The organism is Streptomyces sp. NPDC043908 (assembly GCF_056435525.1).
In genome coordinates, this window is the sequence record NZ_JBWKEI010000029.1 from 16614 (window position 1) to 37798 (window position 21185).

General features: G+C 67.6%; 22 protein-coding genes and 2 pseudogenes. 14 read left to right on the top strand and 10 right to left on the bottom strand.

From position 1 onward, the window contains the following. Window positions 1–9 precede the first annotated feature (9 nt). The 3 genes and pseudogenes from AC069K_RS35010 to AC069K_RS35020 all read left to right on the top strand — a co-directional run. Window positions 10–528 carry an Imm21 family immunity protein gene (locus tag AC069K_RS35010; protein ID WP_478622804.1) on the top strand — a complete coding sequence of 173 codons (519 nt, stop codon included), beginning with the start codon at window positions 10–12 and terminating at the stop codon, window positions 526–528. Window positions 529–564: 36 nt separating this feature from the next. Further along, the gene (locus AC069K_RS35015; protein ID WP_358834008.1) at window positions 565–750 is read left to right on the top strand and encodes a hypothetical protein; all 186 of its coding nucleotides are present in this window, start codon (window positions 565–567) and stop codon (window positions 748–750) included. A gap of 431 nt (window positions 751–1181) precedes the next feature. After that, window positions 1182–1298, top strand: a pseudogene (locus AC069K_RS35020) (ATP-binding protein); the annotation flags it as partial. Here the strand turns inward: AC069K_RS35020 and AC069K_RS35025 are convergent. Beyond that, on the bottom strand, window positions 1244–1711 hold the full coding sequence (locus AC069K_RS35025; RefSeq protein ID WP_478622806.1) for a hypothetical protein: 468 nt from the start codon (window positions 1709–1711) through the stop codon (window positions 1244–1246). The pseudogene AC069K_RS35020 and the gene AC069K_RS35025 sit on opposite strands and share 55 nt — an antisense overlap. An 876-nt stretch (window positions 1712–2587) precedes the next feature. Here AC069K_RS35025 and AC069K_RS35030 point away from each other — a divergent pair. The 4 genes from AC069K_RS35030 to AC069K_RS35045 all read left to right on the top strand — a co-directional run bounded on the left by AC069K_RS35030 (window position 2588) and on the right by AC069K_RS35045 (window position 6288). Next, a complete protein-coding gene (locus AC069K_RS35030; protein WP_478622808.1) occupies window positions 2588–4093 on the top strand; it encodes a S1 RNA-binding domain-containing protein in 1506 nt (501 codons plus the stop codon). Between the two features lie 669 nt (window positions 4094–4762). Continuing rightward, window positions 4763–4945, top strand: a complete 183-nt coding sequence (locus AC069K_RS35035) for a hypothetical protein (RefSeq protein WP_478622810.1) — start codon at window positions 4763–4765, stop codon at window positions 4943–4945. Between the two features lie 187 nt (window positions 4946–5132). After that, window positions 5133–5855: a hypothetical protein gene (locus tag AC069K_RS35040; protein WP_478622812.1), complete on the top strand. Its 723-nt coding sequence runs from the start codon at window positions 5133–5135 to the stop codon at window positions 5853–5855. 181 nt (window positions 5856–6036) lie between these two features. Then, window positions 6037–6288 (top strand): hypothetical protein, encoded by a 252-nt coding sequence (locus AC069K_RS35045; RefSeq protein WP_478622814.1) that lies wholly within the window; start codon window positions 6037–6039, stop codon window positions 6286–6288. A gap of 802 nt (window positions 6289–7090) precedes the next feature. On the opposite strand, the gene AC069K_RS35050 is transcribed toward AC069K_RS35045, so the two are convergent. Then, a complete protein-coding gene (locus AC069K_RS35050) occupies window positions 7091–7801 on the bottom strand; it encodes a hypothetical protein (RefSeq protein WP_478622816.1) in 711 nt (236 codons plus the stop codon). 436 nt (window positions 7802–8237) lie between these two features. Then, entirely contained in the window at window positions 8238–8687 is a 450-nt protein-coding gene (locus AC069K_RS35055; RefSeq protein WP_478622817.1) for a hypothetical protein, read from the bottom strand. A 380-nt stretch (window positions 8688–9067) separates the two neighbouring features. Here AC069K_RS35055 and AC069K_RS35060 point away from each other — a divergent pair, with 380 nt between their 5' ends. The 3 genes from AC069K_RS35060 (at window position 9068) to AC069K_RS35070 (ending at window position 10753) form a co-directional block, all read left to right on the top strand. Then, a complete protein-coding gene (locus AC069K_RS35060; RefSeq protein WP_478622819.1) occupies window positions 9068–9328 on the top strand; it encodes a hypothetical protein in 261 nt (86 codons plus the stop codon). Further along, window positions 9318–9971, top strand: a complete 654-nt coding sequence (locus tag AC069K_RS35065) for an RNA polymerase sigma factor (protein ID WP_478622821.1) — start codon at window positions 9318–9320, stop codon at window positions 9969–9971. Before AC069K_RS35060 ends, AC069K_RS35065 begins: the two co-directional genes overlap by 11 nt. 347 nt (window positions 9972–10318) lie before the next feature. Then, window positions 10319–10753 carry a hypothetical protein gene (locus AC069K_RS35070; protein WP_478622823.1) on the top strand — a complete coding sequence of 145 codons (435 nt, stop codon included), beginning with the start codon at window positions 10319–10321 and terminating at the stop codon, window positions 10751–10753. Between the two features lie 866 nt (window positions 10754–11619). Here the strand turns inward: AC069K_RS35070 and AC069K_RS35075 are convergent. The 3 genes from AC069K_RS35075 to AC069K_RS35085 form a co-directional block, all read right to left on the bottom strand. Then, the gene (locus tag AC069K_RS35075; protein WP_478622825.1) at window positions 11620–12090 is read right to left on the bottom strand and encodes a hypothetical protein; all 471 of its coding nucleotides are present in this window, start codon (window positions 12088–12090) and stop codon (window positions 11620–11622) included. Between the two features lie 7 nt (window positions 12091–12097). Then, on the bottom strand, window positions 12098–12226 hold the full coding sequence (locus tag AC069K_RS35080; protein ID WP_478622827.1) for a hypothetical protein: 129 nt from the start codon (window positions 12224–12226) through the stop codon (window positions 12098–12100). Between the two features lie 888 nt (window positions 12227–13114). After that, entirely contained in the window at window positions 13115–13486 is a 372-nt protein-coding gene (locus AC069K_RS35085) for a hypothetical protein (RefSeq protein ID WP_478622828.1), read from the bottom strand. 941 nt (window positions 13487–14427) lie between these two features. On the opposite strand from AC069K_RS35085, the gene AC069K_RS35090 reads away from it, so the two are divergent. Beyond that, complete coding sequence (locus tag AC069K_RS35090; protein ID WP_365109747.1) at window positions 14428–14814, top strand: hypothetical protein; 387 nt, start codon at window positions 14428–14430, stop codon at window positions 14812–14814. A gap of 78 nt (window positions 14815–14892) precedes the next feature. Further along, the gene (locus tag AC069K_RS35095) at window positions 14893–15387 is read left to right on the top strand and encodes a hypothetical protein (protein ID WP_478622831.1); all 495 of its coding nucleotides are present in this window, start codon (window positions 14893–14895) and stop codon (window positions 15385–15387) included. 656 nt (window positions 15388–16043) lie between these two features. Here the strand turns inward: AC069K_RS35095 and AC069K_RS35100 are convergent. After that, window positions 16044–16266: pseudogene (locus tag AC069K_RS35100) on the bottom strand (IS630 family transposase); the annotation flags it as partial. A gap of 503 nt (window positions 16267–16769) precedes the next feature. Here AC069K_RS35100 and AC069K_RS35105 point away from each other — a divergent pair. Together AC069K_RS35105 and AC069K_RS35110 are read left to right on the top strand one after the other, a co-directional pair. After that, the gene (locus AC069K_RS35105) at window positions 16770–17420 is read left to right on the top strand and encodes an HAD family hydrolase (RefSeq protein WP_365109752.1); all 651 of its coding nucleotides are present in this window, start codon (window positions 16770–16772) and stop codon (window positions 17418–17420) included. Window positions 17421–17597: 177 nt separating this feature from the next. Then, complete coding sequence (locus tag AC069K_RS35110; RefSeq protein ID WP_365109755.1) at window positions 17598–18020, top strand: hypothetical protein; 423 nt, start codon at window positions 17598–17600, stop codon at window positions 18018–18020. Here the strand turns inward: AC069K_RS35110 and AC069K_RS35115 are convergent. The 3 genes from AC069K_RS35115 to AC069K_RS35125 all read right to left on the bottom strand — a co-directional run bounded on the left by AC069K_RS35115 (window position 17976) and on the right by AC069K_RS35125 (window position 21132). Beyond that, entirely contained in the window at window positions 17976–18212 is a 237-nt protein-coding gene (locus AC069K_RS35115) for a hypothetical protein (RefSeq protein WP_365109758.1), read from the bottom strand. The two genes, AC069K_RS35110 and AC069K_RS35115, sit on opposite strands and share 45 nt — an antisense overlap. Window positions 18213–19110: 898 nt before the next feature. After that, window positions 19111–20559, bottom strand: coding sequence for a DUF2971 domain-containing protein (locus AC069K_RS35120; protein ID WP_478622834.1), 1449 nt, complete (start codon window positions 20557–20559; stop codon window positions 19111–19113). A 177-nt stretch (window positions 20560–20736) separates the two neighbouring features. Further along, a complete protein-coding gene (locus tag AC069K_RS35125; RefSeq protein WP_478622835.1) occupies window positions 20737–21132 on the bottom strand; it encodes a helix-turn-helix domain-containing protein in 396 nt (131 codons plus the stop codon). Window positions 21133–21185: the final 53 nt, after the last annotated feature.

The following is a 21185-nucleotide window of genomic DNA, read 5'->3' on the forward strand; positions in this document are numbered from 1 at the left end:
CTTCCTCACATGGTCAGGTATGCAGATCCAGGTGTGGCTGAGTGGGTGGAGTCCAACGGCGGGCCGCTGGTCGTGGTCCCGGAGACCGCCTTGCTGTCATGGCTTGGATCGGATGGCGATGGTTCCGAGGATGATTACGACAGGGCCTGCGGCGTAGACAGCTGGACCGGCCTTGTCCCTGTTGGCCAGGAGAACGTCCTGGTCCTCGGTGGCGATCCCGCCTCGACTACGTTCCTTCCTGAGCACGACCTGTTCGTGCGGTGGTGTGCTGCGGAATCTGAGGCGGAGCTCCTCGACAGCATTGGAGCTGCGATTAGCGCGGCCGCGTGGGAGCCTGACCTGCACTGGGCTATATCGGGGCCTGTGCTCTTGTTCGATGCAGTTTGGTCCGGGATCGAAATCGCCGGAGAGGATCACCTGCGCGTCGCACTTGAGCCTGGGTGTTATGCCGTGCGCGCGGCGTATGTTGAGCCCGATCCGCTGACCTCACTTGTTCTCGTCCAATTGCGGCGCCTCCCGCATCAGTGAGTCGGCACGATCGATCCTCATGGCGAGGTGCTCAGCGTGCTGGATGAGGAGCTTCCGCAAGGCGGCATAGTGGGGAACCGGATCAGGCCGGGAGAGCTGGAACCATGTGCTGCCGCGGCGGAGAAGCCAGGCCCGACGGATGTCGTCGGGCTGTTCGTCTTCGATGGGCCGTGGAGCGAAGCGGAGTTCGCCCTGGGTGATGTGGGCCCAGATGAATGCTGACGCCTCCTGCCGTTTGCGGTCGTCCAGGATTGGTTGGATGGGGCTGGGGACGGGGGGTGTCGGCGTACACGTGCACGTACAGGGCCGCGTACGGATGAACGTGCAGAGTTCCTGATGTGCTGAGGCTCAGGATTCGGCACTCTGCTGCCTGTTGGTCGAGGTCGCAGAGATGGGGTGGCCCCGTGGTCCTGGATCCGCAGCGCTGGCTGGAACTACGGCGTTTTCGTGGCTTGGTCGAGTCCGGAGCGATGAGCCTGAGCGAGGTCGCCAAGGAGACTGGTCTGAACTGGCGGACTGTCAGCAAGTATCTGTCTGCCGCCGGTCCTGCCTCGCCTCCGCGCCGGTCGCCGAGTGGCCGGTCCCGGGTCAGGGTGATCGATGAGTTCGCGTCGCTGGTCGACTCGATGCTGCGGGCGGAGATCCTGATGAAGGCAGCTGTGATCCACGAGCGGCTCCTCTACCACTGCGAAGTGATCTCCATCAACGGCCCCAGCTACCGGCTGAAGAACCGCCTCAAGGCAATTGAGCGAGAGAACGAGGTGGCCTGACCGGCTGCAATCAGGACACGGGGGTCCTCGCCAGGCGGGATGAAAGCGTCAGCGCCATCAGCATCCTCGACATGCCCCTGAGCATCGACCGTGATGGCCGTCGCCCGCCCCTGCGACGTGATCAGCCAGGCCAGCACCTGTTCCGTCAGCGGCGTTCCACCCGGACCCTCGTCCTTCCAGTGGACCCGCCACCCTCCACCGGGCACCGCGGCCACGACCTGGTCGGCTCTCTCCAAGTGAGAGAAGTCCTCGTAGTCCGTCACCGAACGCAGGGCGCCACGCTTGGGATCGACGACAAGAGCCGTCCCAGTCGCCTGGTCCCAGCCCTCCACACGCACCATGCGGCCGATCTCGGTATCGGTGCCATTGAAGATCGCGGTCCAGCCGGTCTGATTGAAATAGCGAAGAGACACCGCCCCATCATCTCGAACAACGACGCCCCCACTTCACAGTTTTCCTTGCTCTGCACGTTCATCCGTACGCGGCTCTGCACATAGGCGAGTACGCCGACAGGGGGCAGGCGGTCGGTGATCTCCTGCCAGGTGCCGGGGGTCAAGTACCAGTTCTGCAGGGCCTCGCGTCGATGGTGGTAGTCGATAGGGCTGGTGGCGGTGCCCAGTTCCCGGGCGAGGTCGTGCAGGGCTGTTGTGAAGTGTTCCGAGCCGCGGTCGTTGAGCCATCGGAGGAACTGGAGAGATGGGGCGTACTGACCCCTGTCGGGGTTGATCCCGAGGAAAGCGGCGGCGTCCCCCAGCGAACCGCCGGCGGCCCACTGAACCAGCAGGACGGCGCCATTCCGGCGTGCGGACTTGATGCGGGAGCCACGTTCGAGGGCCGCGAGGTACTCCTGGTGCCAGTTCTCCCGGAACTCTGGCCCGGCACCTCCAAGCCACCTGGCGGGGGCGCCCCAGCAGAGCGCCCTGGGCTCGTGTCCTCCGCCACGCGTCCTCGTGCTCCGACACCTTGCGGCAGGCCGCGGAGCCCTCCATCCGCTCCTTTCGACGCACCAAGCACAAGACCAAAGCGCCGACCCGCTCGGACGGCTACCGCCCCGAGCACGTCGCCGCGTTCCTGCAGTCGCGGGGGTCGAGCAGGCCGAGCAGTCGGTGCTGTGCGGCGAGCTCGCCGACTCCCGGCGGGAGGGCGCCGCTGTCGGCGGGCTGGTCCAGGGATGCGCCGCATGAGAGGGCCGTTCGTCCGCGCGAAGTGGGCTCCTCCGAAAAATCCTGACCGCGGACTCGGCAGCGGAACCTACGCTGGGATCCCCGCCAGGCCACCCAGGGAGCAGCGTGCCGCCGTTCGTCTACCGGATCACCAAGTACGACCCCGCCCACCGCGACGAGCGCGGTCACTACACCGGTGCCGAGGACACGGTCAGTGACCACGGGCCGGTCGAGGAGGCTTACCTGGCGGCAATCGCCGCCTTCGCGGAGGCGGCGGGCATTGAGCAGCTGGAGATCCGCGAGCCACAGATCGGAGGCTTCGCCCACTTCAGCCTGGAGCCACCGGTAGACGGCTACGGCCTGGCCGACCTGTTCCCGGCCGGCCCGATGGGGTTCCATGACGGCGCTCTGGTGCCGATCACCGTCGGCCTGGAACTCGTCCGGTCCATGCTCCGCGACAGCGGCGCCTGGTGCCGATTGGAGGCAGGTGAAGCGTTCGCCGTGCACGTCGGCTGGGACCAGTACATCTACGTCGGCAGCAACCAGCCCTGCGAAACCGCACTGGCCCGCACCCGCGCGCTCGGCCTGTTCCCGGAACGCCTAGACGCCTCGCCGTATGGTTTCGCCCCCGACAACCCCGCGCACGTGCAGCGCCCCGCCGACGCCGACTTCTGGGGCCGCCTGCACGGGACCGTCAGTGCCCACCGCGCAGTGTTCCTGGAGGAGGTCTTCGCCGTCAACGCCTCCCGGTGGCACCGCCTGACCCGCGACAACATCGAGACTGTGCGCTCCCAGCTGGCCCCACGCGCACAGCTGGCAATCTGGCCAGACCTGCTCACCGACGTCGACACGGCCGTGGCCGCCCTGCCCGACGAAGGCCTCGTGGAGATCGTCTGGGAGGACAAGGGTGGGCAGATCACGAGCACAGTCGTGGACGAGACCCAGTTCGAGGCAGCGGCCTCCCAGCTCGCCACCGCGCGTGCTGCCGGCGTTGTATCCATGTATGCCGGTGAAGATCTCCCGCTGTTCACAGCTGTGCTGCCCGACAGCGACGGCGTTCTACGCGCTCGCTGGCAGACCGAGCCGACACCCAGCGACCGGGACTGGGCCTTCCTGAAGACCTTGCGGCGAGGCCAGGTCGTCACCGGCACAGTGACGACCATCGCCAGCTTCGGCGTCACCTTCGTAGACATCGGCGGCTTCACTGCGATGATCAACATCCCGGAGTTGTCCTGGCGTCCCTTCGACCATCCCTCCGACGTCGTCAGCGTCGGCCAGGAGGTCACAGCCGAGGTCCTCGACGTCGACATGGTCCGAGAACGGGTACCCCTGTCGCTCCGAGCAGTCCAGGAAGACCCCTGGCCGCAGGTAGCGCAGAGAATCGGCGAGGTGGTCACTGGGCCGGTCACCAAAATCGTGCCATTCGGTGTTTTCGTCCGCATTGAGGACCGAGAGGACGGCTTCCAAGGGCTCGTGCACACCAGCGACCTGGATGAATCGTCCAGAGACGTCGTCGAGGTCGGCGACGCCCTCACTGTCAAGATCATCGACGTCGATCTCGCGCGCCGTCGTATCGCCCTGTCACACGTCCAGGCCCTTACCTCCACTACCGAGGGCCGGCCGTGTGACTGACGCGAGAAGAATCCGGTGCAGACCGAGTTGCGCCTGATGACGTAGAGCTCCTTGCTACCTCGAGGCAGCTGGGGGGAGTGCGAGGCCGTACCGGCTGCTTTCCGGACTCCCGCCACCAGGCGTCGAACGCCGCGTAGCTCTTGCTCCCTCCCGGCGGGGCCGTTCGAGGGTGGTGCAGAAGCTTCACCCCCACGCGGCACGGGGTCGCGCCAGCCCATTGCCTACCATGCACCTGCCGCAATATTGAGCATCGGAGTTGGCCATTCAGGCCATGTATCGCGCTCAGTCACAGCTGTGACTGAGCGTGATAGTTGTCTCTTGAGCACGCTGGTTGGCGCTTGAGCGCGATAGTTGGTCTCGCGAGTGCGACTTTTCGAGGTAGGTGACCCTTGATCGGGCTGCATGACCCTGTGCCTGCAGTCCTGGCGTCATTGGCCGGCGACGAGCTGGTGGGTGAGCCTGGGATGATCGACGTATGTCCCGCTTTCCCATTGAACCCCGTCCGCTGAGCGTCTCCGAGCGAGCCGTGCTGGAGCCCATCCTCTCCGCCGCTTCGCCGGTGCGCGCGAGCTGCGCGGCCAGCTGGACCTGGCGGAGGTCGTTGCTCTCTGGGCGCCTGGGTCCGTCAGCGTCGACCTCCAGGTCAGGGAACCGGTGCAGCACGCGACCATGACCTCCGAACTGGTGCCCGTCGATGCTCACGTCCACGACCGCTCGGGCGAGTACACCGGCGAACTGCTCGTGTGGACCGACAAGGGCGCCACCCTGGCGGTGCTGGAGTACGCCTGGATTACCGACGAGATGCCCAGTTCCCTGCCGACCATCGACCAGGTGAGGGTCGTCGCCCGCTGATCACCTGCATGACGGGCAGGTGTCAACAAAGAACGGCCTAGCGGTGGCAAGTAGAGTGATCCGATCGGCCAAGCACTCCACATCAGCCCTGCACCGCGGTGTCGCCTATCTCGCAAAGTCGCAGCGAGGTTGCGGGCGGGGCTTCCGCCCGGGGTGGTACCGGAGCCGGTCGCTAGGCTCCGGCGCTATGACCAGTGATCTTGGGTTCGGCTGCTCGTGCTGCGGGGCCCACCACCCTGAGCTGAGGACCTCCACGGACGGCCCCGTATCGCCCATCCCGGTCACGCCTGCCGGCGTGAGCCGCAGGGCCCAGCGGTTCGTCGAGGTGGAGGGTCTCCGTGTCCACCGGCAGGACATTCGGCGACACCACGACGTCTGGATCGGGCACGGGATCCCCGCTGCGGAGATTGACCGGGCAACTGCCTTCCAGGACCGCTGGGGCGGCCTCGCGCTGCCGCCGGCCCCGTTCTACGAAGGTGGTCCGCGCATCCTGGACGCAGGCTGTCCCGAGCGGATGCCAGGCGGCTGGTCGTTCCCGGCAGGGGACTGCCGGGTGTCCATGGCCTACCGATTCATGGTTGGCCCCGACGGGGCGTTCGGGATCGACGCCTGCCGCTGGACGCCCCTGCATGCCAGCACGGAGGGGTGGGTGGAGTCCCTGGCCCTGGCCGCCCATGCCCGCCGGTGGGCCAACACGGTCACGAGGATCAGGGGCAGGGCCGTAGAGGAACTGGATCTCGGCGGCTTCGAACCGGTGCCCGAGGTGCAGGGGCTGACCGACACCTGGTGGCGGGGCGAGGACTCGCTCATCGCCGTATACCGGGGCGAGGCCGTGGGCCTTGACGCCCCGCAGTGCCTCGAAGCCCACGTCTACGGCGGGCTCGACGAGTGGGGCCTCCAGGGCGGCTGACTCGTAGTGCCGAACCAGCATCGACGGCTGAGCTCGGTAGGTGGCCCTTTGAGTATCCCGGTTGGCCCCTGTGCACGACGGGTGGCCCCGTACGAGCCGCTGGATGACCGCCGGGAGGCTTCTGGGGAGCCGCCGGACCAGCCATGATCAAGTTCCGGGGATTCGACGGCTGGGGTGTGACGTGAAGGACTGGCGGACCGATCCGACGTTCGCGATGTGCCGGAAAGTGACGGAAGGGGCGGACCTGGCCTCGTTCTCGGGGGGTCCGTTCGACGTGCGGACGGCGGTGGCCGGCATCCTGCCCGAGCCCCGACTCGGCTTGGACATCGATGCCGTCCCGTGGGGTAACTTCCCCCATGGGCATGACGTCCGGGAGGCGGTTTCCCTCCTGCGCGCTGGCTGCGAACCGGTCGTGGACGCGACTGGCAGGTGATCTCAGGGATGCAGACACAGGAATTCAAGCTCGTGTGCGTCAAAGCAATCAAGGAGTGCGCAGGTGTGCCGTCTCTCGCAGGAGCGTGGCGTTGAAGGCCCGCCCGTGGTTGCTGCCGGACATCGGTGGCCGTGATCCGGCCAAGGTGCCCGCGTGGCCGTGCCAGAGCCCGCTGTGCGCACGAGGATTCTCTTGAACGCGGTCCCTCCAGGCTGGGGTCGCCAGCGAAGGGACACATCTCGTGCGTAGAGCGAAACCGTTAGTCATCGGTGCCCTGGCGTTCACGGCCCTCACCCTGACCACGGCGGCGGTTGCGGTGAACGCTGCAGGCGGTACCGGGGAGGAGGGGTCCTCCGTGGTGCACTTCGGCTCCGACGCATCCGGCCGGGAGTGGCACAGCGACGTCCTGGACGCCTCCGTCCCCGCCAACAACGACCCCGCGAACTTCGCGCCCGAGGGCGTGCAGCTCCCGTAGGCCGCCGCGGCGCGGAAACGGAGCCGGCCCGGTGCGTGGCACACCGGGCCGGACCATGTCGCCACCGCCGCGACAAGCGGCGGAGCCGCCGTTAGGCGCCGGGCCAGTCCTTGGCGTCCAAGGGGCGTGCGGTCGGCGCCGGGAGCGCGTTGTTACGGCGCTCCTCCCGCTCCTCGAATGCCCCCCGGTAGCACCGAGCCCGCCTGCGCCACCACGGCGTCCGCGCGGCGGACGAGAAGGATCCCGCGGCCGTAGACCGCTCAAGCCGGGATGCGAGGCGGTTCAGCAGGCGGTCCAGGAACACCAGCATCGGATCTCTCACTTCGGTCAGGTGCCGCAGGCGGCACGCACGTACTTGCCGACCTCATACGGCCCGCCGTGGTCGCCGCGGGTGTCCACCAGGTGCGTCTGGACCTGGAGGTTGTAGTTGTAGGTGCCGCCGCCGGGGCAACGGATCGACCAGATCGTGTCGTTGACCTGGGTGGGGGAGTAGACGAAGCGGGAATTCGTCCAGCGCGTGTAGGAGCGCGGCCCCGACCACGAGGACCGCAGGAATTTCCCGCGGGTGTAGTGATAAAGGAAATTCCCCGAGCACAACTCATGACTGGACGAAGAGAGATGCCCCAGGCTTTTCACGGTGGGGCGTGCCCAGGTGGAGCAGACCCAGCCGGCGGATTTCGCACTCTGCCCCGCAGCGGCGGGCAGCGCGTCACGCGACGGCGCGAAATTCGCTGGGTCATTGTTCGCGGTCACCGACGCGTCCATGACCTCACTCGACCACTCGGCGCCGCCGCCGTCCATCCCCCAGTGGATGACGATCGCGTCACTGGTGTCGAAGCCCGCGTCCTGGGCCTCCTGCGTGTGGGCGTCGCTGACGCTGACCTCGGGAAGCTGGTCATCCGGGACCACCGGGTCGACCTCGTCGTTGCCCGGCCGCGACGGGATCGGCCCTCCTGCATCCTGCGTGGTGGCCGCCGGATCCTCATCCGCCTGCGCCACGCCCCCCGCAGCCAAAGAGGCCGCGGCAAACACCGCCACGAGGGATACGGATAATCGCCTTGCTGATCTCACAGTGTGGTTCCTCCCGTTTATGTGCACCCCTTTGTCGCGGGGCATCAGGAAAATGCTTTCACGTCGAACGCGCGAGCGGGAAGGCATTGGTGGACGTTGTCCGGATCCCGCCCGGGAGGCCGTCACTCCGCAAAGTGCACGACATTTCCCGCGGCGCCCCGAGCTGTGTTGGCGTCCCTGTCGGTCCAAGCACCGTCCCCGTGCCGGGGGATGAACCAATGCACCCATCCGACTGGGGCGAGCCGCCTGGGTAGCCACCCAGTTCACCACCATCCTCGCGGGCCAGGCCTGCCGTTCTGATCGGTGCCTCTCTCGACATCACTCGCGCCCGCCGGGGACTCACCGGTGCCCAAGAGGGCATTGAGCAGGACACATACGGGATGCGCTGCCCTGTACCTGCTCGTCAGACGGAGATCCAGCAGTAGAGACGCTGTCCTCGAGCCACCGCCCGGCTGGCCAAGTTGGCCGTATCTGTGAGGAATTCCGCCAGCCTCTCCGGATCCGGGGGTGTCCAGAACACGTCCGAGGTGGCCCACTCGCGGCCAACCTCTCGCAGCAGGGACTGATCAGCGTCGGCGAGGGCATCACGCAGGGAATCGGTCAGCGTCAGGCACAGAAGCTCCCCCTCGTCGATGCTCGCGAGCAGATGGCTATGCCGCGGGTCGCCCTGGACCGTCTCGGCCGACCGTCCGGTGAGAGCCGCTTCCGCTGGCAGCAGGGCTATGGTCGGATCCATCCCGTTGACGTCGAACCCGTCATAACCCGTTGCAGTTGGTTCGCAGTCTTCGCGCACTACGGCGCGCACTGCGTCGTCATCGTCGGCAGCAGCAAAGTATCCATAGATAACTCCCATGCCGTGATCTTGGCACCCACCTCTGACACAGACGTCCGGCTGGTTTCCCCGCAGAAAGGCTCCGCGCCCCTTGGACGAATTGCGGCTCGGTGGGAAGTGGCCCGTGCGTGACCGACTAGGAACGGTACCTGAAGGGGCAACCTGCCTGCGCTGGCCGCTGCTTCGCTCGATGCAACCCCGGTCCCGGCGCAGCGAAGAAGGCTGTGTGTCCGGCGGTGGCGTGCGCGGGCGTCAAGGGGGGCGTGTTCGTATCCGGATGCCCCCGTTCCGCGGATTGGGCGGTGACCGGCGTGCACGAGGGGGGTGTGTTTTCGCTTGGCTGGGCAGTGAGGGCCCTTCGGTTCTCCGGCTGCCGCAGGGGGCGGCCACGCTGTTCGGTTATGAGTGGAGGGACCGCGGCGGACGTGAATGTCGTCGAGAAGGCCATGTGGGTGCTGCTGGTGGTGACGGCGGGCCGGGTCTTCGCCCCGGACGTGGACGGTGCTGGAGGCACCTGCTGGGGGCCGGGGGTGCGGGCGGGGGCTGTCGAGCTGACCGGCCGTCACCGCTCCGGACAGACTTCGCGCGGTCCGCGCCCGGAGGCAGCCCTCCTCGTCCAGGCGGATGCCGAGACGGAGGCGGGGTGGGGGCATGGTGAGTGAGGGTGAGGACTGGCTGGGGAAGCAGGCCGTCAGCGGGGAGCTGGCCGGTGTGCTGCCGGTGGACTACGTCGCGTTCCACGCCCACCACCACCGCACCTACCTGCGCTACGTCCACCTGCAGCTGGGCAGTGACGCCGAGGCGATAGAGGTCGTCGAGGACGTGTTCACTCTTCTGCTGAAGGTGTGGGACCACGCCCTGCGCCAGCCCAGCACCGAGGCGTTCGCCTGGGCGGCCCTGCGTGAGGGGGTCGAGCGTCGGCGGATCGTCCTGGACCGGCCCGTGGCGATGGTGGAGACCGCCTGGTTCGCCGCCCTGCGCCGGACCTCGCGTACCCGTCTGGAGCTTTTGGAGTCCAAGCTCGGTCTGTACGCGGCGATCGCGCAGCTCCCGGAGAGGCATTACGACGTGGTGCTGCTGGTGTTCCTGGAGGGCTGCTCGACCGAGACGGCCGCGCGGATGATGGGCATCTCGCCTGCAACGGTGCGGTCAGTGAGGTTCGTTTGTGCTGGGGCTCGGCCCCAATATGCGCGTGCAGTCCCGCCGTTGGAGTCTGCCAAGCGACCCTGCCTGGCGAGAAGCGGCTCTTGCGCCGAGGGGGCAGGCTTGATGAGAGTGACCGAGGTGCTTGGTCCGAGCCACTGATTCGCCTGGGACTGGGCATCTGGGGTGTCGAAGGGAGATGCCGTGCTGCCTCGGCGACAGGTCATGCGGTTGTGCGCGGTTGGGGTGGCCGTCGCTGTCACCGTGGTGGCCGCGGTGCTTGCCGGGGTGCAGCAGTGGGTCCTGACCGCGGTCCTCGCAGGCGTCAGCGCGGCCGTCACGGGAATCGTCACGCGCAGCGTCGACCACGCCGTCATGCGCGGCGGCCGGGCGAGGCCGCCCCACAAGCAGGAAGCCCCCATCACCGTCACGTCCACCCAGAGCCCCGGCATCAGAGGGTATATAGGCCCCTGCCGCCGACCACGGAACACCGGCGCGATCCCGCCAACGTGGTGCAGCTCTATTCGGCCGACATCCATCTGATCGTTGAGGCCACCGGCAACCGCACAGTGATCGTGAACACCATGGCTATGCGCCTGGAGTCATATGAGGTTCCTCCGCACGTCAGCGACGTCGGGCCCCTTTTGCTCGGTTACCCGATGGATCTGCGGGAGCTCCGGGAGTTCCGCGTGAGGCTCACCGCGGGAATCAGAGCGAATACCACGGCCCCGACCTCTTGGGTTAGACCTGCCGAGGGCGTACCGGACTTCCCCTACACGGCCACACCGGACAGCCCTGGTCACTTCTTCCTCGACGTGGGCACCGCTGAACCAGGCGACTACAGGTTTCGCATCGAGGTTCACTGGATCTGCCAGGGACAGTCCGGGATCGTCGTTGCCGATCAGTCTGGGGAACCCTTCCGGTTCGTGCGCCCGGAGCGGTGAACGCCCCTCATGCGTCTGGCAGCAGCAGCCATCTGCTCGCCGTGTGGCCCGCCATCCACTGCCGGGCGGCTCAACCCTGCGCTGCCCCGCCCCGCTGCGCAGACGGCGCGTGTACGCCGACAGCTCGCGACCATGTACCCGGCCACGACCGGATCTACCACCCCTACGGACTGTGCGGCCTGTCCGGCGTGCGCGTCACCGATCACGCTCGCCCTACCTTCCGCTCCCCGGTGAGGTCCTTCCACCGGAACGGGGGCACCCCAGCCCTGGGGGTGCAGTGGGGGCTCATGCCCCGGGGTAGGAAATCCGGCACAACTCCGTATGCGGACACGAAGGATGGCCCACTATGGGTAGTACTGCGGGGGCTACTCGTGTCTGCCCTGCCAGCGTGAGCGCTCCCCGCTCCTGACCCCGTGCCGTTGACCATCCCCCCTGGCGGCGCGGTTCCCCGGCCCCGATCGAGGCAAGGACACGGTGGCGCCAGCGGGCCGGGAAGCCGGGGTCGTAGAGCTGCTGGTGGTTCAGGTCCGCGAGCAGCGGCACTCGGTCGGGACCCAGCCCGGAACGCGGCGTCCCAGTACCGTACGGAGCTCGTAGCCCGTGGCTGCCGGGTCCAGCCGTCGGGGTCCGCTGGGGCGGTCCGGTCGGTCGCGTTGTCGATGGTGGCGTGCGGTATCTGCCCGCCCGGGTGCTGGTGGTGACCTGGTCGGGGTGGGCGGCGAGCAGAGCGAGTGCCTGTTCGGCGTCCTTGCGCTTCAGGTCGTACGGGTGAGTGCGCCGCCAGCGTCCAGGCGGCGGCCGAGTGCGTCCGCCAGGGCCTCGTCCTGGGCGGCAGCCCGCCCGGGCATGGGGCGGTGTTCGGCGGGTCAGGGGAGCGGGATCAGCACTTGTTCGGGGCTGGCGGGGCAGACCCAGGCCGCACAGTCGTCCACCGCGGCAGCGGACATCGGGTGAGGGTGCCCTGGACACGGCGGCAGGGCGCGGCCGTGTGTCAGTTCGATGGCCCAGTCCTGGAGCCGGTCGGCCAGGAGCACCAGGGCTTCGACGTGATCCATGTCCGGTGGCAGACGGACCCGCGTCGATTCGTCGGCGGTGGACACCAGTACGTGGACACCGGCGTCCAGGGGCGGCTCGTCATCGAGCGGTCCCCACTGCACGGTAAGCGAGGAGCTGAACGCCCCGGCAGGGAAGGACGGAGGGTTGGGATGCCCGTGTTCCCTCGTGATGGCTGTCGAGCCGTATCCAACGGTCACGACCGAGATCTCACACCGGCCCGCCAGGCCGAGACGGTTCACGATGGCCTCGGCCTGACGGGACACCAGATCAGTGGGATGCATGCGGGGATTATCCGCGAAGCGGGACGACGCCGCCCGCGAAGGTGAGCGTGCCGCGGCCGGTGCGGCCACCGATGTTGACGGAGAAGGTCATGTAGTCCTGGCAGTCCACCGCGTCCCACGCATTGACCTTGCCCATGGTCCCGTGGAACTGGATGCGCACCGGCGGGGCGGGACACCCGCTCGGCTGGCCTGGGGCCGCCCGTACCGTGCCGGCGGCGTTGAGCGGAGCAGCGCGGGGGTGCGCCCGGCGACCGCCCGCCATCAGGCGGACCCCACTCCGAGCAGGAGCTAGGTGGGCGCGGTCGCCGGTCCATGGCCCCGAACTTGCGAGCGCCCGGGGCCTGCCGACCGTATCCCTGGGCTTGCGGGTTCGGGAAGCGGGTTCTGCCGCTGCCGCCCCCCGTCGGCTGGGGCAGGTGGGCCGGCGGGCGTGGACGTGTAGATCGTCTTCTTGTCATGCCAGGCTGTAGCGTGTGGCTGTGGAGCGTGGACAGGTACCGGGTGGCCCGCTGAGCGACGGTGAGTTCGAGGACTTCAAGGCGTTGCTCCGCCGGTATTGCGCGTACGAGCTGGACCAGTGGGACTGTCTGCGGACCCCGACCCCATACGGCCCTGGGAACGACGTAACCCAGTCCGCATACAACAAGACCGGCTATTGGACGACGTGCAACATCGACTACGCCTACCTCTACCCGACCGAGGCGAGCAGGGGCAGGACGGCCCGACCCTCTGGGCCATCTGACCCGTTCGCACGTCCCAGCGCCCCGCCTGCACCTGGCGGGGCGCTTCCCGGCTTGCCGGACGCCGAGCGTCAGATCGGGTCCGCACTCCTGCGGCAGGGTGAGGCAACGTGGAAGTCGCCACGCCTGGTGGGAATGTCAGCTCCGTGTCGGCGGTGTGGGCGGCCCGAGGACTGTGGCCGAAGCCCGCAGTCCTCGGGCCGCGCCCCTGACGCCTCGGCGGCCTTCGTGTGGTGAAGGCCGCCGTGCGGGAGGCGCTGCTGCGGGGCCTTCTGCTCAGGAGTTCAGCACTGGGGGAGCATGTTCTGCGCGCGCCAGAAGTCGGTGTCGCTGAGGTTGACCATGTTCACGTAGACGTTGCGGTGGCCGCTGTCGTCGTCGGTGCGCAGCCAGGCACCGGAGATGTGTCCGTTGTTGGAGTACCAGTCTCCCGCGGTCCAGCAGTAGAAGTAGTTGCGGCCCGCGTACAGCGTGCCCGCGTGGCTGTGCAGGTTGGGCTGGTAGTGGGACCACTGGGTCACCGAGGTGGTCAGATACACCTTGGCCTGCGCCCGTGCCGGCGCGGCCTGGGCGGGAGTGAGAGCGGAGCCCACAGCCAGTACCCCGACAGCGGCGGCCACGCAGCCAGCGGCCCGGACGGAACGATTCTTTCGCATAACTTCTCCCCGACGTGTACTTCCCCCGATGCGCGCCCGTCCGCTTCGCCAGCCGTGCGATGGACGTGCTGCGCTCAGGAAACGACTCACCTGATCTGTAGATCAGTCACGTGGGAGCGTAGGCCCGTCGGGTAGCGAATCGATGCCCGCACGGTCACAGGCTCGTCCCCAGCGTCCCCAGCGTCCCTCGCGTCCCCAGCGTCCCCGCGCACAGCGGCATACGTCACGCCTGCCTGCCGGGGGCGTCGGGGCCGGCGCTCCGCGCCTGGCTCTCCTCCCTGGGTCCGGACCAGCGATGGCTACCGCCGCGCTTGGTTGGATGCGTAAGGCGATCGGCGCGCAGGTGTGCAGAGCATGAGGAGAGTGGTCGTATGACGACGCTGGAGACCCATTTGGCTGCCGGGCTCGGGTTCCAGCCTGGCGCGGTCGTCCGGGTGGTCGGGTACGGCGATGACGCCGACCAGGTAAACATTTTCGACGTACACAGGGCGAGTCCGACAGTAGACGTCGGCAGGCGAACGCCCGGGGGGAGCTTCTTGGCGCTGGACGCAGCCGCCCGCTGTGCTGTGCGCCCTCCAGCGAAGGGGAACTGGGTAAAGCTGGGTGTCCATGGCGGAAGGGGCGGGACGGACTTTGCGTCGGGCGTCATGTTTCCCTTGGCGATTGCGACCTGTATGCGCATGAATGCGACCTGTGTGCGCGTTGGGGCGGCGTCATGACCGTTGGCGCGGCACGGCCGCATGTCCATAGTGGTAAGTGAGCCGTTGACTGGGTCGGATCGCTGACCATGGCTGCGAGCTCACCGTTCGGGGGTGGGGAGCGGGTCTAGGCTGGGGGTATGTCCCTGGTGCAGGGGGCCGAAATGCCTGATGAGCAAGCGCCGGTCGGGTTTAGGGGAGGAAATGATGTCTGTGATGAGGAAACTGAGCACGATCTGTAGCTTGAGTGCGGCCGCAGCCTTGGCGATGGGAATGCTGACGGCCGGGCCGGCCTCAGCAGACCTCCGCGCGGCCTCCTGGCCCAATGACACGTACTACGTATGTGCCGACTACTGCGACGGCGCTACGCAGGGCGGGGTCGTCTGGGGCAACCGCACCTCGAAGCTTCAAGGTTGGGTGGAGGCATACAACGGCACCGCAACCGTCCACTTCGACGCCTTCGCCGGTTCCACCAAGGTCGACAGCCAATCCAGGACTTCCAGCGGCCCTGTGGTCCCCTACAACTTTTACATCGGCGACCCCGATCTGCCCGGCGGCGTCGATCGGATCAGGATCCAGGTGTGCGCGCCTCGCGGCTGCGGCGAACAGTTCAACCTGATCAGGGACTGACGCACCTTCCGTAGCCGTATGGGCTGCCGCACAAATACGCTGGAACTCCCACCGCCCGACGGGCGGCAGGATGTGCGTATGGTGAAGAGCGAGATAGAACTGCTGGCGCTGTTGCGTGAACTTGATGACCCGGAGCGGCTGGAATGGCCGCTGCATTACGACCGCGCGGCGACCGGCCTCAAGTTCGGCGGGCTGGTGCGCCGGCTCGAAGCGGACTTCGGCGTCACGTGCGAGTCCGAGCGGGACACCCAGGATTCCAGCGAGTACGGGCGCATCCACGTGCCCGCGGACGCGACGGTCTGCGGGACGCGGATCGTGGTCTGCGTGAGTAAATTCGGCTCCCTCGCGGAGGTCTGCGCTGACAATCCGGGGGCCTTCCTCAGCACGGACGAGGCCCATGAGGAGGGGGCGCTGGACCTCGGCGACCTTGCCACCGTGGAGGAGGCGCTGGCCGACCTCGGCTATGTGAGTGTCCCCGAGGAACTGTTGGAGAGCGACTACGAGGGCCCCAGTGCGCTGGAGCACTTCGCGGCACGGCCCACCTGGTGGACACGGTTCTTCGGTCTCTGGTGACCCGACCGCCCGGCCTCCACCCTCAGCTGCTGGCCTCTGGGCGGCTGAGGCCCGGGGCGGATCCTCGGCAAGATCGGTAAAGGCCGCATGAACCCCCTTGCGCACAGAGCTGCCAGCGTAGCTGTGCGTAATTAGACCCAACACCCTTTGATCAGAATCCTGTGGTTGCTCACGCCCAGTCCATGCCCAGCTGTGCGAGGCGGCGTGCTGGTCGGCGGTGAGCTTGTCGCGCCGACTTTTATTTTTGGAGATCCATACGCCCAGCTTCATCACCACCGGCTCCGCCGCGCCGTCGATCGCGATCTCCTCGCCGTGCGCGCGGGGCGCCGCCCGGTCCGGGCCACCCGCTCCGCCCACTGCGTGAGGGCCGCCGCGCCCGGTTGGAACGCCTGCTGCGCCGTGCCCGGACTTTCTTCCGGTCCACGAGCGGCTGTCGGGGCCGGAGGCGGCGTCTGGTCGGGCTCTAGGCCCAGGGCGCTGAGCCCGCTTCTGCTGCTCGGGCCGTGCCAGCATCCGAGACCTCCCAACGCCTACGCTGTTCTCCGACGACGACACGCTACCCATGCCCATCCCGCCGCCCGGGATCGCATTGGGTGCACGCTCACCGTGTCGTCGCAAGGGGCGGGGTCAGCGGTTGAGGGTGTTTCGCTGAACTCCAGTCCCGCTTCTGCGAAGCATGCGCCAATCATCTGCGGCCGGTACTGCAACATCTTGAGCTTGCGCTTGACCGCGCGGATGTTCTGGCCAAGGTCGGCGGCCTTGAGGTTGCCGAGGCCGCGCTTCACCAGCGGCCAGATACCCTCGGTCGGGTTCAGATCAGGGGGTGTAGGTCGGCAGATGGAAAACGATGAGCCAGTCGGAGTTCGCGGCTATGAAGTCCGTGTTCATCGGCGACCGCCAGCGCCCAGTAGGGGGCCCGCGTGAGACGACGAGCCGCTGAGCGGTCTCAGAGGACGAGCACGGTGGGCAAGGCGCTGACGTCGATACCCAGCGAGCGAGCGGGCGGTGGCGAGTGCGCAGAGCAACGCCACGTACGTGAGGCACTCCCGGGTGAATCCCCTGACGGCGGCTCCGCCAGTCCGCTGTATGCGGGCGGCTCAGAGGCGCGGTCGATGGCCGGCGTGACAGGTTCGGGAACAGACGCCCGGCGATGGGCGGTCGCACGATGCGGATCGGCGGGGCGGGCAGTCCGTACTGGGTGACGTGGGAGCGGGCCCCTGAGCCGTATCCGTCCTCCTTGAGCAAGACAGGAGAAGGGTGACGGCCACCTGCAGAGGTGTCGTGCGCGGGGAATGGTCATGCGCCAAGTCCGCCAACGGCGTCTTGGTCGAACGCTCGATGGCTGCAGGGCTGCCTGACTGGTGAGGTCCTATGCTGCGGGGATGATCAAGCCCGTTGAACTCGTCATATTCGACTGCGACGGCGTGCTGGTTGACAGTGAGCGCATCGCCGCACGCGTGCAGGTCGCCCTGGGAGCCGAGTTGGGCTGGCCGCTGACCGAGGACGAGGTCGTGGACCGGTTCATCGGGCGCTCACACGCTGCCATCCGCGACCAGGTCGCCGCTCAGCTCGGTGAGGACACAGCCGCGACCTGGTCGGAGAGGTTCGAGCAGCTTCACCGCGAGGCCGTGGACGCCGAGCTCTCCCCGGTCGAGGGCCTGCCAGAAGCCCTCGACGCACTCACCCTGCCGACCTGCGTCGCCTCCAGCGGCTCCCACGACAAGATGCGGCACACCCTCGGCCGCACCGGACTCTACGAACGCTTCGCGGGCCGCATCTTCAGCGCAACTGAGGTCTCTCACGGCAAGCCCGCCCCGGACCTGTTCCTGCACGCAGCCCGACAGATGGGCGTCGATCCCGCAGACTGCGTGGTGATCGAGGACAGCCAGCCCGGAGTCCGCGCTGCCCGCGCCGCCGGCATGCGATCTTTCGGCTATGCCGGCGGGCTCACCCCGGCTGCACGACTCGAAGGCCCCAACACCACCGTCTTCTCTGACATGCGCAAACTGCCGACACTCATCGCGGGGCAGTAGCCACCTGAACCGTCCCATCCACAAAAATCGACCCTGGCTCCCTCCAGCACCCCCAGCGCGTACAGCCCGTACGGCTAGTGGCTCGTCTCAGTTCCTTGGCCGGACATCTCGGTAGGCTGCTGGAGGCGATCGCGACTGCTCTGGGTGTGCGGCATCCTTCGGATGACAGGTAGGGACGTGTCGGACAGTGAAGCGTCCAGCGGCGGGGCAGCGGCCGTGACAGCCGTTCGGAACTCGGTCTTCCTGGGTGTGTTCCTCGCGGTGGCAGCCCATCCCAAGGTGTCTTTCACCGTTGTTGAACTGGCAGGCCGTGGCATCGCCGCAGCCGCGGCTGCGACTCGTTGGGTGCTGGAGGTCGGGAAGCCGTCCCTGGACGGCTTCACCTTGGCCGACAAGCTCATCGATCTCGGCGAGCGGGAAGACCAGCTCGTCGACCTGTGGCAGGGCTATGGAAGCGGCGAGGTCGACGCGGCGGCCTTCGAGACCCGTCTGGCGGGGATCGTCGCAGCCATGGAGAAGTGGCCGGCGGTCCCCGAGGGGCTGGTGGAGAACTTCTCAGGCCGCCTTCGCGGGGTACTGAGTCCAGGTTCGGATCGGTGAGTCCGGGGCGAAGGCGGTCTTCGGCGCGGCGCGGGTGTTGTGCCAGCGGATGTAGGCGTTGATGGCGGTGTTCTGCTCGTTGTGGCTGCGGTGGTCGGTGCCGTTGAGCGCGAAGTAGCGCAGGGCCGCGAACTCGGTGGCTACGCAGCTCGGCAGGTTTCTCCTGCACCAGCACGCCAAACGCCTCCGCAAGCTCAGCGCCTGATTCAGCGACCGCCCCCGCAAAGCGGCGGCACTGAAAATCTGGCTGGCTTCCCTCTCAAAGGAGCGACAGGGCAGCTTCGCCGAGCTCGCCGCCTTCGAGGCCGCCGCCCTGGTCCTTCCCGCGAGCGTCGACAGCGCCCACTGGTACAGCGGGTGGAAGATCCTCCAGGACTACCCGGGCTCGACACCCGGCAGCCTGCGCACCCAGGCCGGTGAACTGGAGCACCTGTACGCCCAAGCAGTGCTGCGCCACAGACTCGTGATCAGGCCCTGGAGGGCGAGGCATCGGTGACGGCAACAATGCCGGGGCGCCGGGGCTCTCGTTCGGCCTCCAGGCCCGTGACGACGCTCGCCGCTTCCTGAGCTGTCTGTGCCGCTTCGAGGTTGCCGATGGTGCGCTGGGTGAGGCGCCGGTCGTGCTGGGGCTCGCCCCCGTGCTGGCGGGCAGGGCCCCAGCACGGGGGTCAGCGGTTATTGCTGCCGCAGCTGGCCCCTGCCCGAGGAAACGGAACATACAAAATCCCATCCTCACGCAGTCGACGGAATCGCAGCGGATGGCTCCGGACGCCACCGCCGACCCTATGGCCGCCTCTCATCAAGGGGCACCATCAGGCCGCCGACGGCGAGTAGCGGAGCCGCCGTGCCCATCCGTCCGCCCCACGGCCCATTTGACAGGATGCCGCGGCGGGCCAATGACGGTTCGACTCCGGCAAGTGGCGGGGCCTCGGAGGATGGGCTGGGGTGCGTGTCCTGTTGCGCGTCGGCGGGGGCCGCGCTGCGCCCTGCCGTCGTGGGGCGCTGTGGGCCCGCAGGGGATGCGTGCCTGGTGGCGGACTTCCCAGCCCGGGGGTGCGCCCTGGCGGGCTTCGCCAGTGAGGTGCGCTCGCTATGGCAGTCCGTTTTTTAGGGCCTGGCGCTGGGAGTCGAAGTCGGGGCGCGCAGCGCGTACTGCGGTCCGCAGCTGGGCTATGAAGGATGGCAGTGTTGAGGCCGCCTCATCGCTGGTGATCACACGGGCATCCCGCCAGTGTCCAGTGAGACCGTTGCCTTGGGGGCCCGGCAGCTCGATGGTGACCATCCAGTGCAGACGCAGTCGCTGGTCGTCGAGCACCTGCAGCGCTGCCGCTGCTACGAGGGTGAGGGAGCCTTTCGGCAGGTTCTCCACCACGCACATGGAGCCACCCTCGTGGTGTACCTGCTCTCCGGAGACACCCGGCATGCGGGCCCTTTGTTCTTCGGGCACAGCTTGAGGGTGCGGATAGGCCTTGGCCTCCACCTCGGGCCAGGATCCTAGCTCGGAGCACAGTTCCGCGATGGCTCCGCCGATGAATGCCAGATGCTCTGCTGCCAGCTGCACGGCTGCTGGCCGGAGTTCATTGGCCTTGGCCGTCGCGTCCCGTAGGGCCCCAAGGCGCTCTTGCAGGGAACCGCTGCGCCTGGGCTGAGCCCACGGCACTCCCTCGACCGCTACCTCCGGCGAGGGAGGGAAGCACATGAGCCGGCGGTTATGGAATTGCAGTTGGTGAACCTCGACCTCGGGGTATGCCTGCAGGATCTCATGGAGTGCCGGTCGGCGTCCTGCAGGGAAGGCGTCTCCGAGGATCACTCCAGTCAGCGCGCTGCGGATGTCAATGTATGCCGGCAGGAGCGACTGGTCGAGCAGGACGAGCCGGTACTCTGCCTCATTCTCCCAGTCCCAGTACTTCCTGAAGAACAGCGAGTCTTGGTTTGCCTCGGCATACGCCAGAGCGGCGGCATCGACGCCGAACTCTCTGATCTGCCCGATGTCCAGGTCGTTCGGTCCCGCCCCTTGGGTGGGCACGTAGGCCACGGAATTGTGAAACCGCATTGCGGCGGCATCCGTCTGCTCGAGGAACGCCTCGATCAGCCGGGTGCGGTCGAAGCGTAGACAGATGCCGGTATGGCCGGCGCCGTAGTGAGCCCACAGTGACAGGTGGCCCCAGCCTCGCCAGGCGTCGCGGTTCCAGACGTGGTCCGGCAGGGTGAAGTCCCGAGTCAGGCAGGCGACTTTCGTGTGCAGGCGGATGTGCCGGTCGATGTCTGCCCACAAGCTCATAGATCCTGCGTTGTCCAGCCAGCCTGTGTCCTCGTGATGGCAGCTGAGGACGGGATGGAGGGGACGGGACTCCCAGAGGTCGTTCGTCGACTCAAACGGCGACAGCCGTAGTGTCCCGCTGGCCAGAATGTTGTACATGGCCACGTTGGCGTTCGTGTAGTGGTAGAGATCGTTCGACTCGGACCTCTGTGCCGTGATGACCTCCAACTCCGCAAGGGACGCGGCCTGGTGTGAACCTGAAGAGTCCGACGAGGGCATAGCGCATACTCCTTCCGCTGGCAGCGTCTCTGTGGCCAGATCCCGAGGCAGCCAGCAGCAGTCTACTCCGCATAGTGTCACAGTGACGATAATTGGGGAGATCGAGCTGAAGTAGGGCTCACTCGACAACACCGCGCCCGTCGGCATTGACCCCAAGCGGGTGCCATTCGCGGAGATTCAGGAGCGGCTGACGGTCGCCGGTCGACGGCCGGGGAGATCCCCCAAGAGGCGCGCCAGCTTGTTATCGACGGCTACGGCATCAACCTGGCCGCGCACGAGATGGCAGTGAGTCGGCGTAGCGCGTCCACGTCGTGCTCCCTGGTGGTGGCCGCCGTGCTCGACGACCGCGGCCGGACTCGCCGCCGGGCTGGGGTCGGGGTCGGGGCCGGCGGGTGCGTTGAGACGGAACCCGGCGGCGAGCAGGTCTTCGACGGGGATCAGCCATCCGCGGTGCGGGTCCTGGACCGCGCCGGGCAGGCCGCCTTCTTCTCGCCGTCGGCGGATGGTGGTGCGGCTGACGCCGCACGCGTCGGCGGCCTCCCGTTGGGTCAGCATCGGGCGAGTGGTGCTCATCCCCGTATCCTCCCCCGCCCCCACCACCGGGCACAGCCCCGACCCGCATGCAC

Coding starts and splice junctions, on each gene's coding strand:
- AC069K_RS35010 (WP_478622804.1), top strand. CDS start 10: ATGGTCAGGTATGCAGATCCAGGTGTGGCTGAGTGGGTGGAGTCCAAC.
- AC069K_RS35035 (WP_478622810.1), top strand. CDS start 4,763: ATGACCTCCGAACTGGTGCCCGTCGATGCTCACGTCCACGACCGCTCG.
- AC069K_RS35040 (WP_478622812.1), top strand. CDS start 5,133: ATGACCAGTGATCTTGGGTTCGGCTGCTCGTGCTGCGGGGCCCACCAC.
- AC069K_RS35055 (WP_478622817.1), bottom strand. CDS start 8,687: ATGGGAGTTATCTATGGATACTTTGCTGCTGCCGACGATGACGACGCA.
- AC069K_RS35060 (WP_478622819.1), top strand. CDS start 9,068: ATGAGTGGAGGGACCGCGGCGGACGTGAATGTCGTCGAGAAGGCCATG.
- AC069K_RS35065 (WP_478622821.1), top strand. CDS start 9,318: ATGGTGAGTGAGGGTGAGGACTGGCTGGGGAAGCAGGCCGTCAGCGGG.
- AC069K_RS35075 (WP_478622825.1), bottom strand. CDS start 12,090: ATGCATCCCACTGATCTGGTGTCCCGTCAGGCCGAGGCCATCGTGAAC.
- AC069K_RS35080 (WP_478622827.1), bottom strand. CDS start 12,226: ATGGGCAAGGTCAATGCGTGGGACGCGGTGGACTGCCAGGACTACATG.
- AC069K_RS35085 (WP_478622828.1), bottom strand. CDS start 13,486: ATGCGAAAGAATCGTTCCGTCCGGGCCGCTGGCTGCGTGGCCGCCGCT.
- AC069K_RS35095 (WP_478622831.1), top strand. CDS start 14,893: ATGGTGAAGAGCGAGATAGAACTGCTGGCGCTGTTGCGTGAACTTGAT.
- AC069K_RS35105 (WP_365109752.1), top strand. CDS start 16,770: ATGATCAAGCCCGTTGAACTCGTCATATTCGACTGCGACGGCGTGCTG.
- AC069K_RS35120 (WP_478622834.1), bottom strand. CDS start 20,559: ATGCCCTCGTCGGACTCTTCAGGTTCACACCAGGCCGCGTCCCTTGCG.
- AC069K_RS35125 (WP_478622835.1), bottom strand. CDS start 21,132: ATGAGCACCACTCGCCCGATGCTGACCCAACGGGAGGCCGCCGACGCG.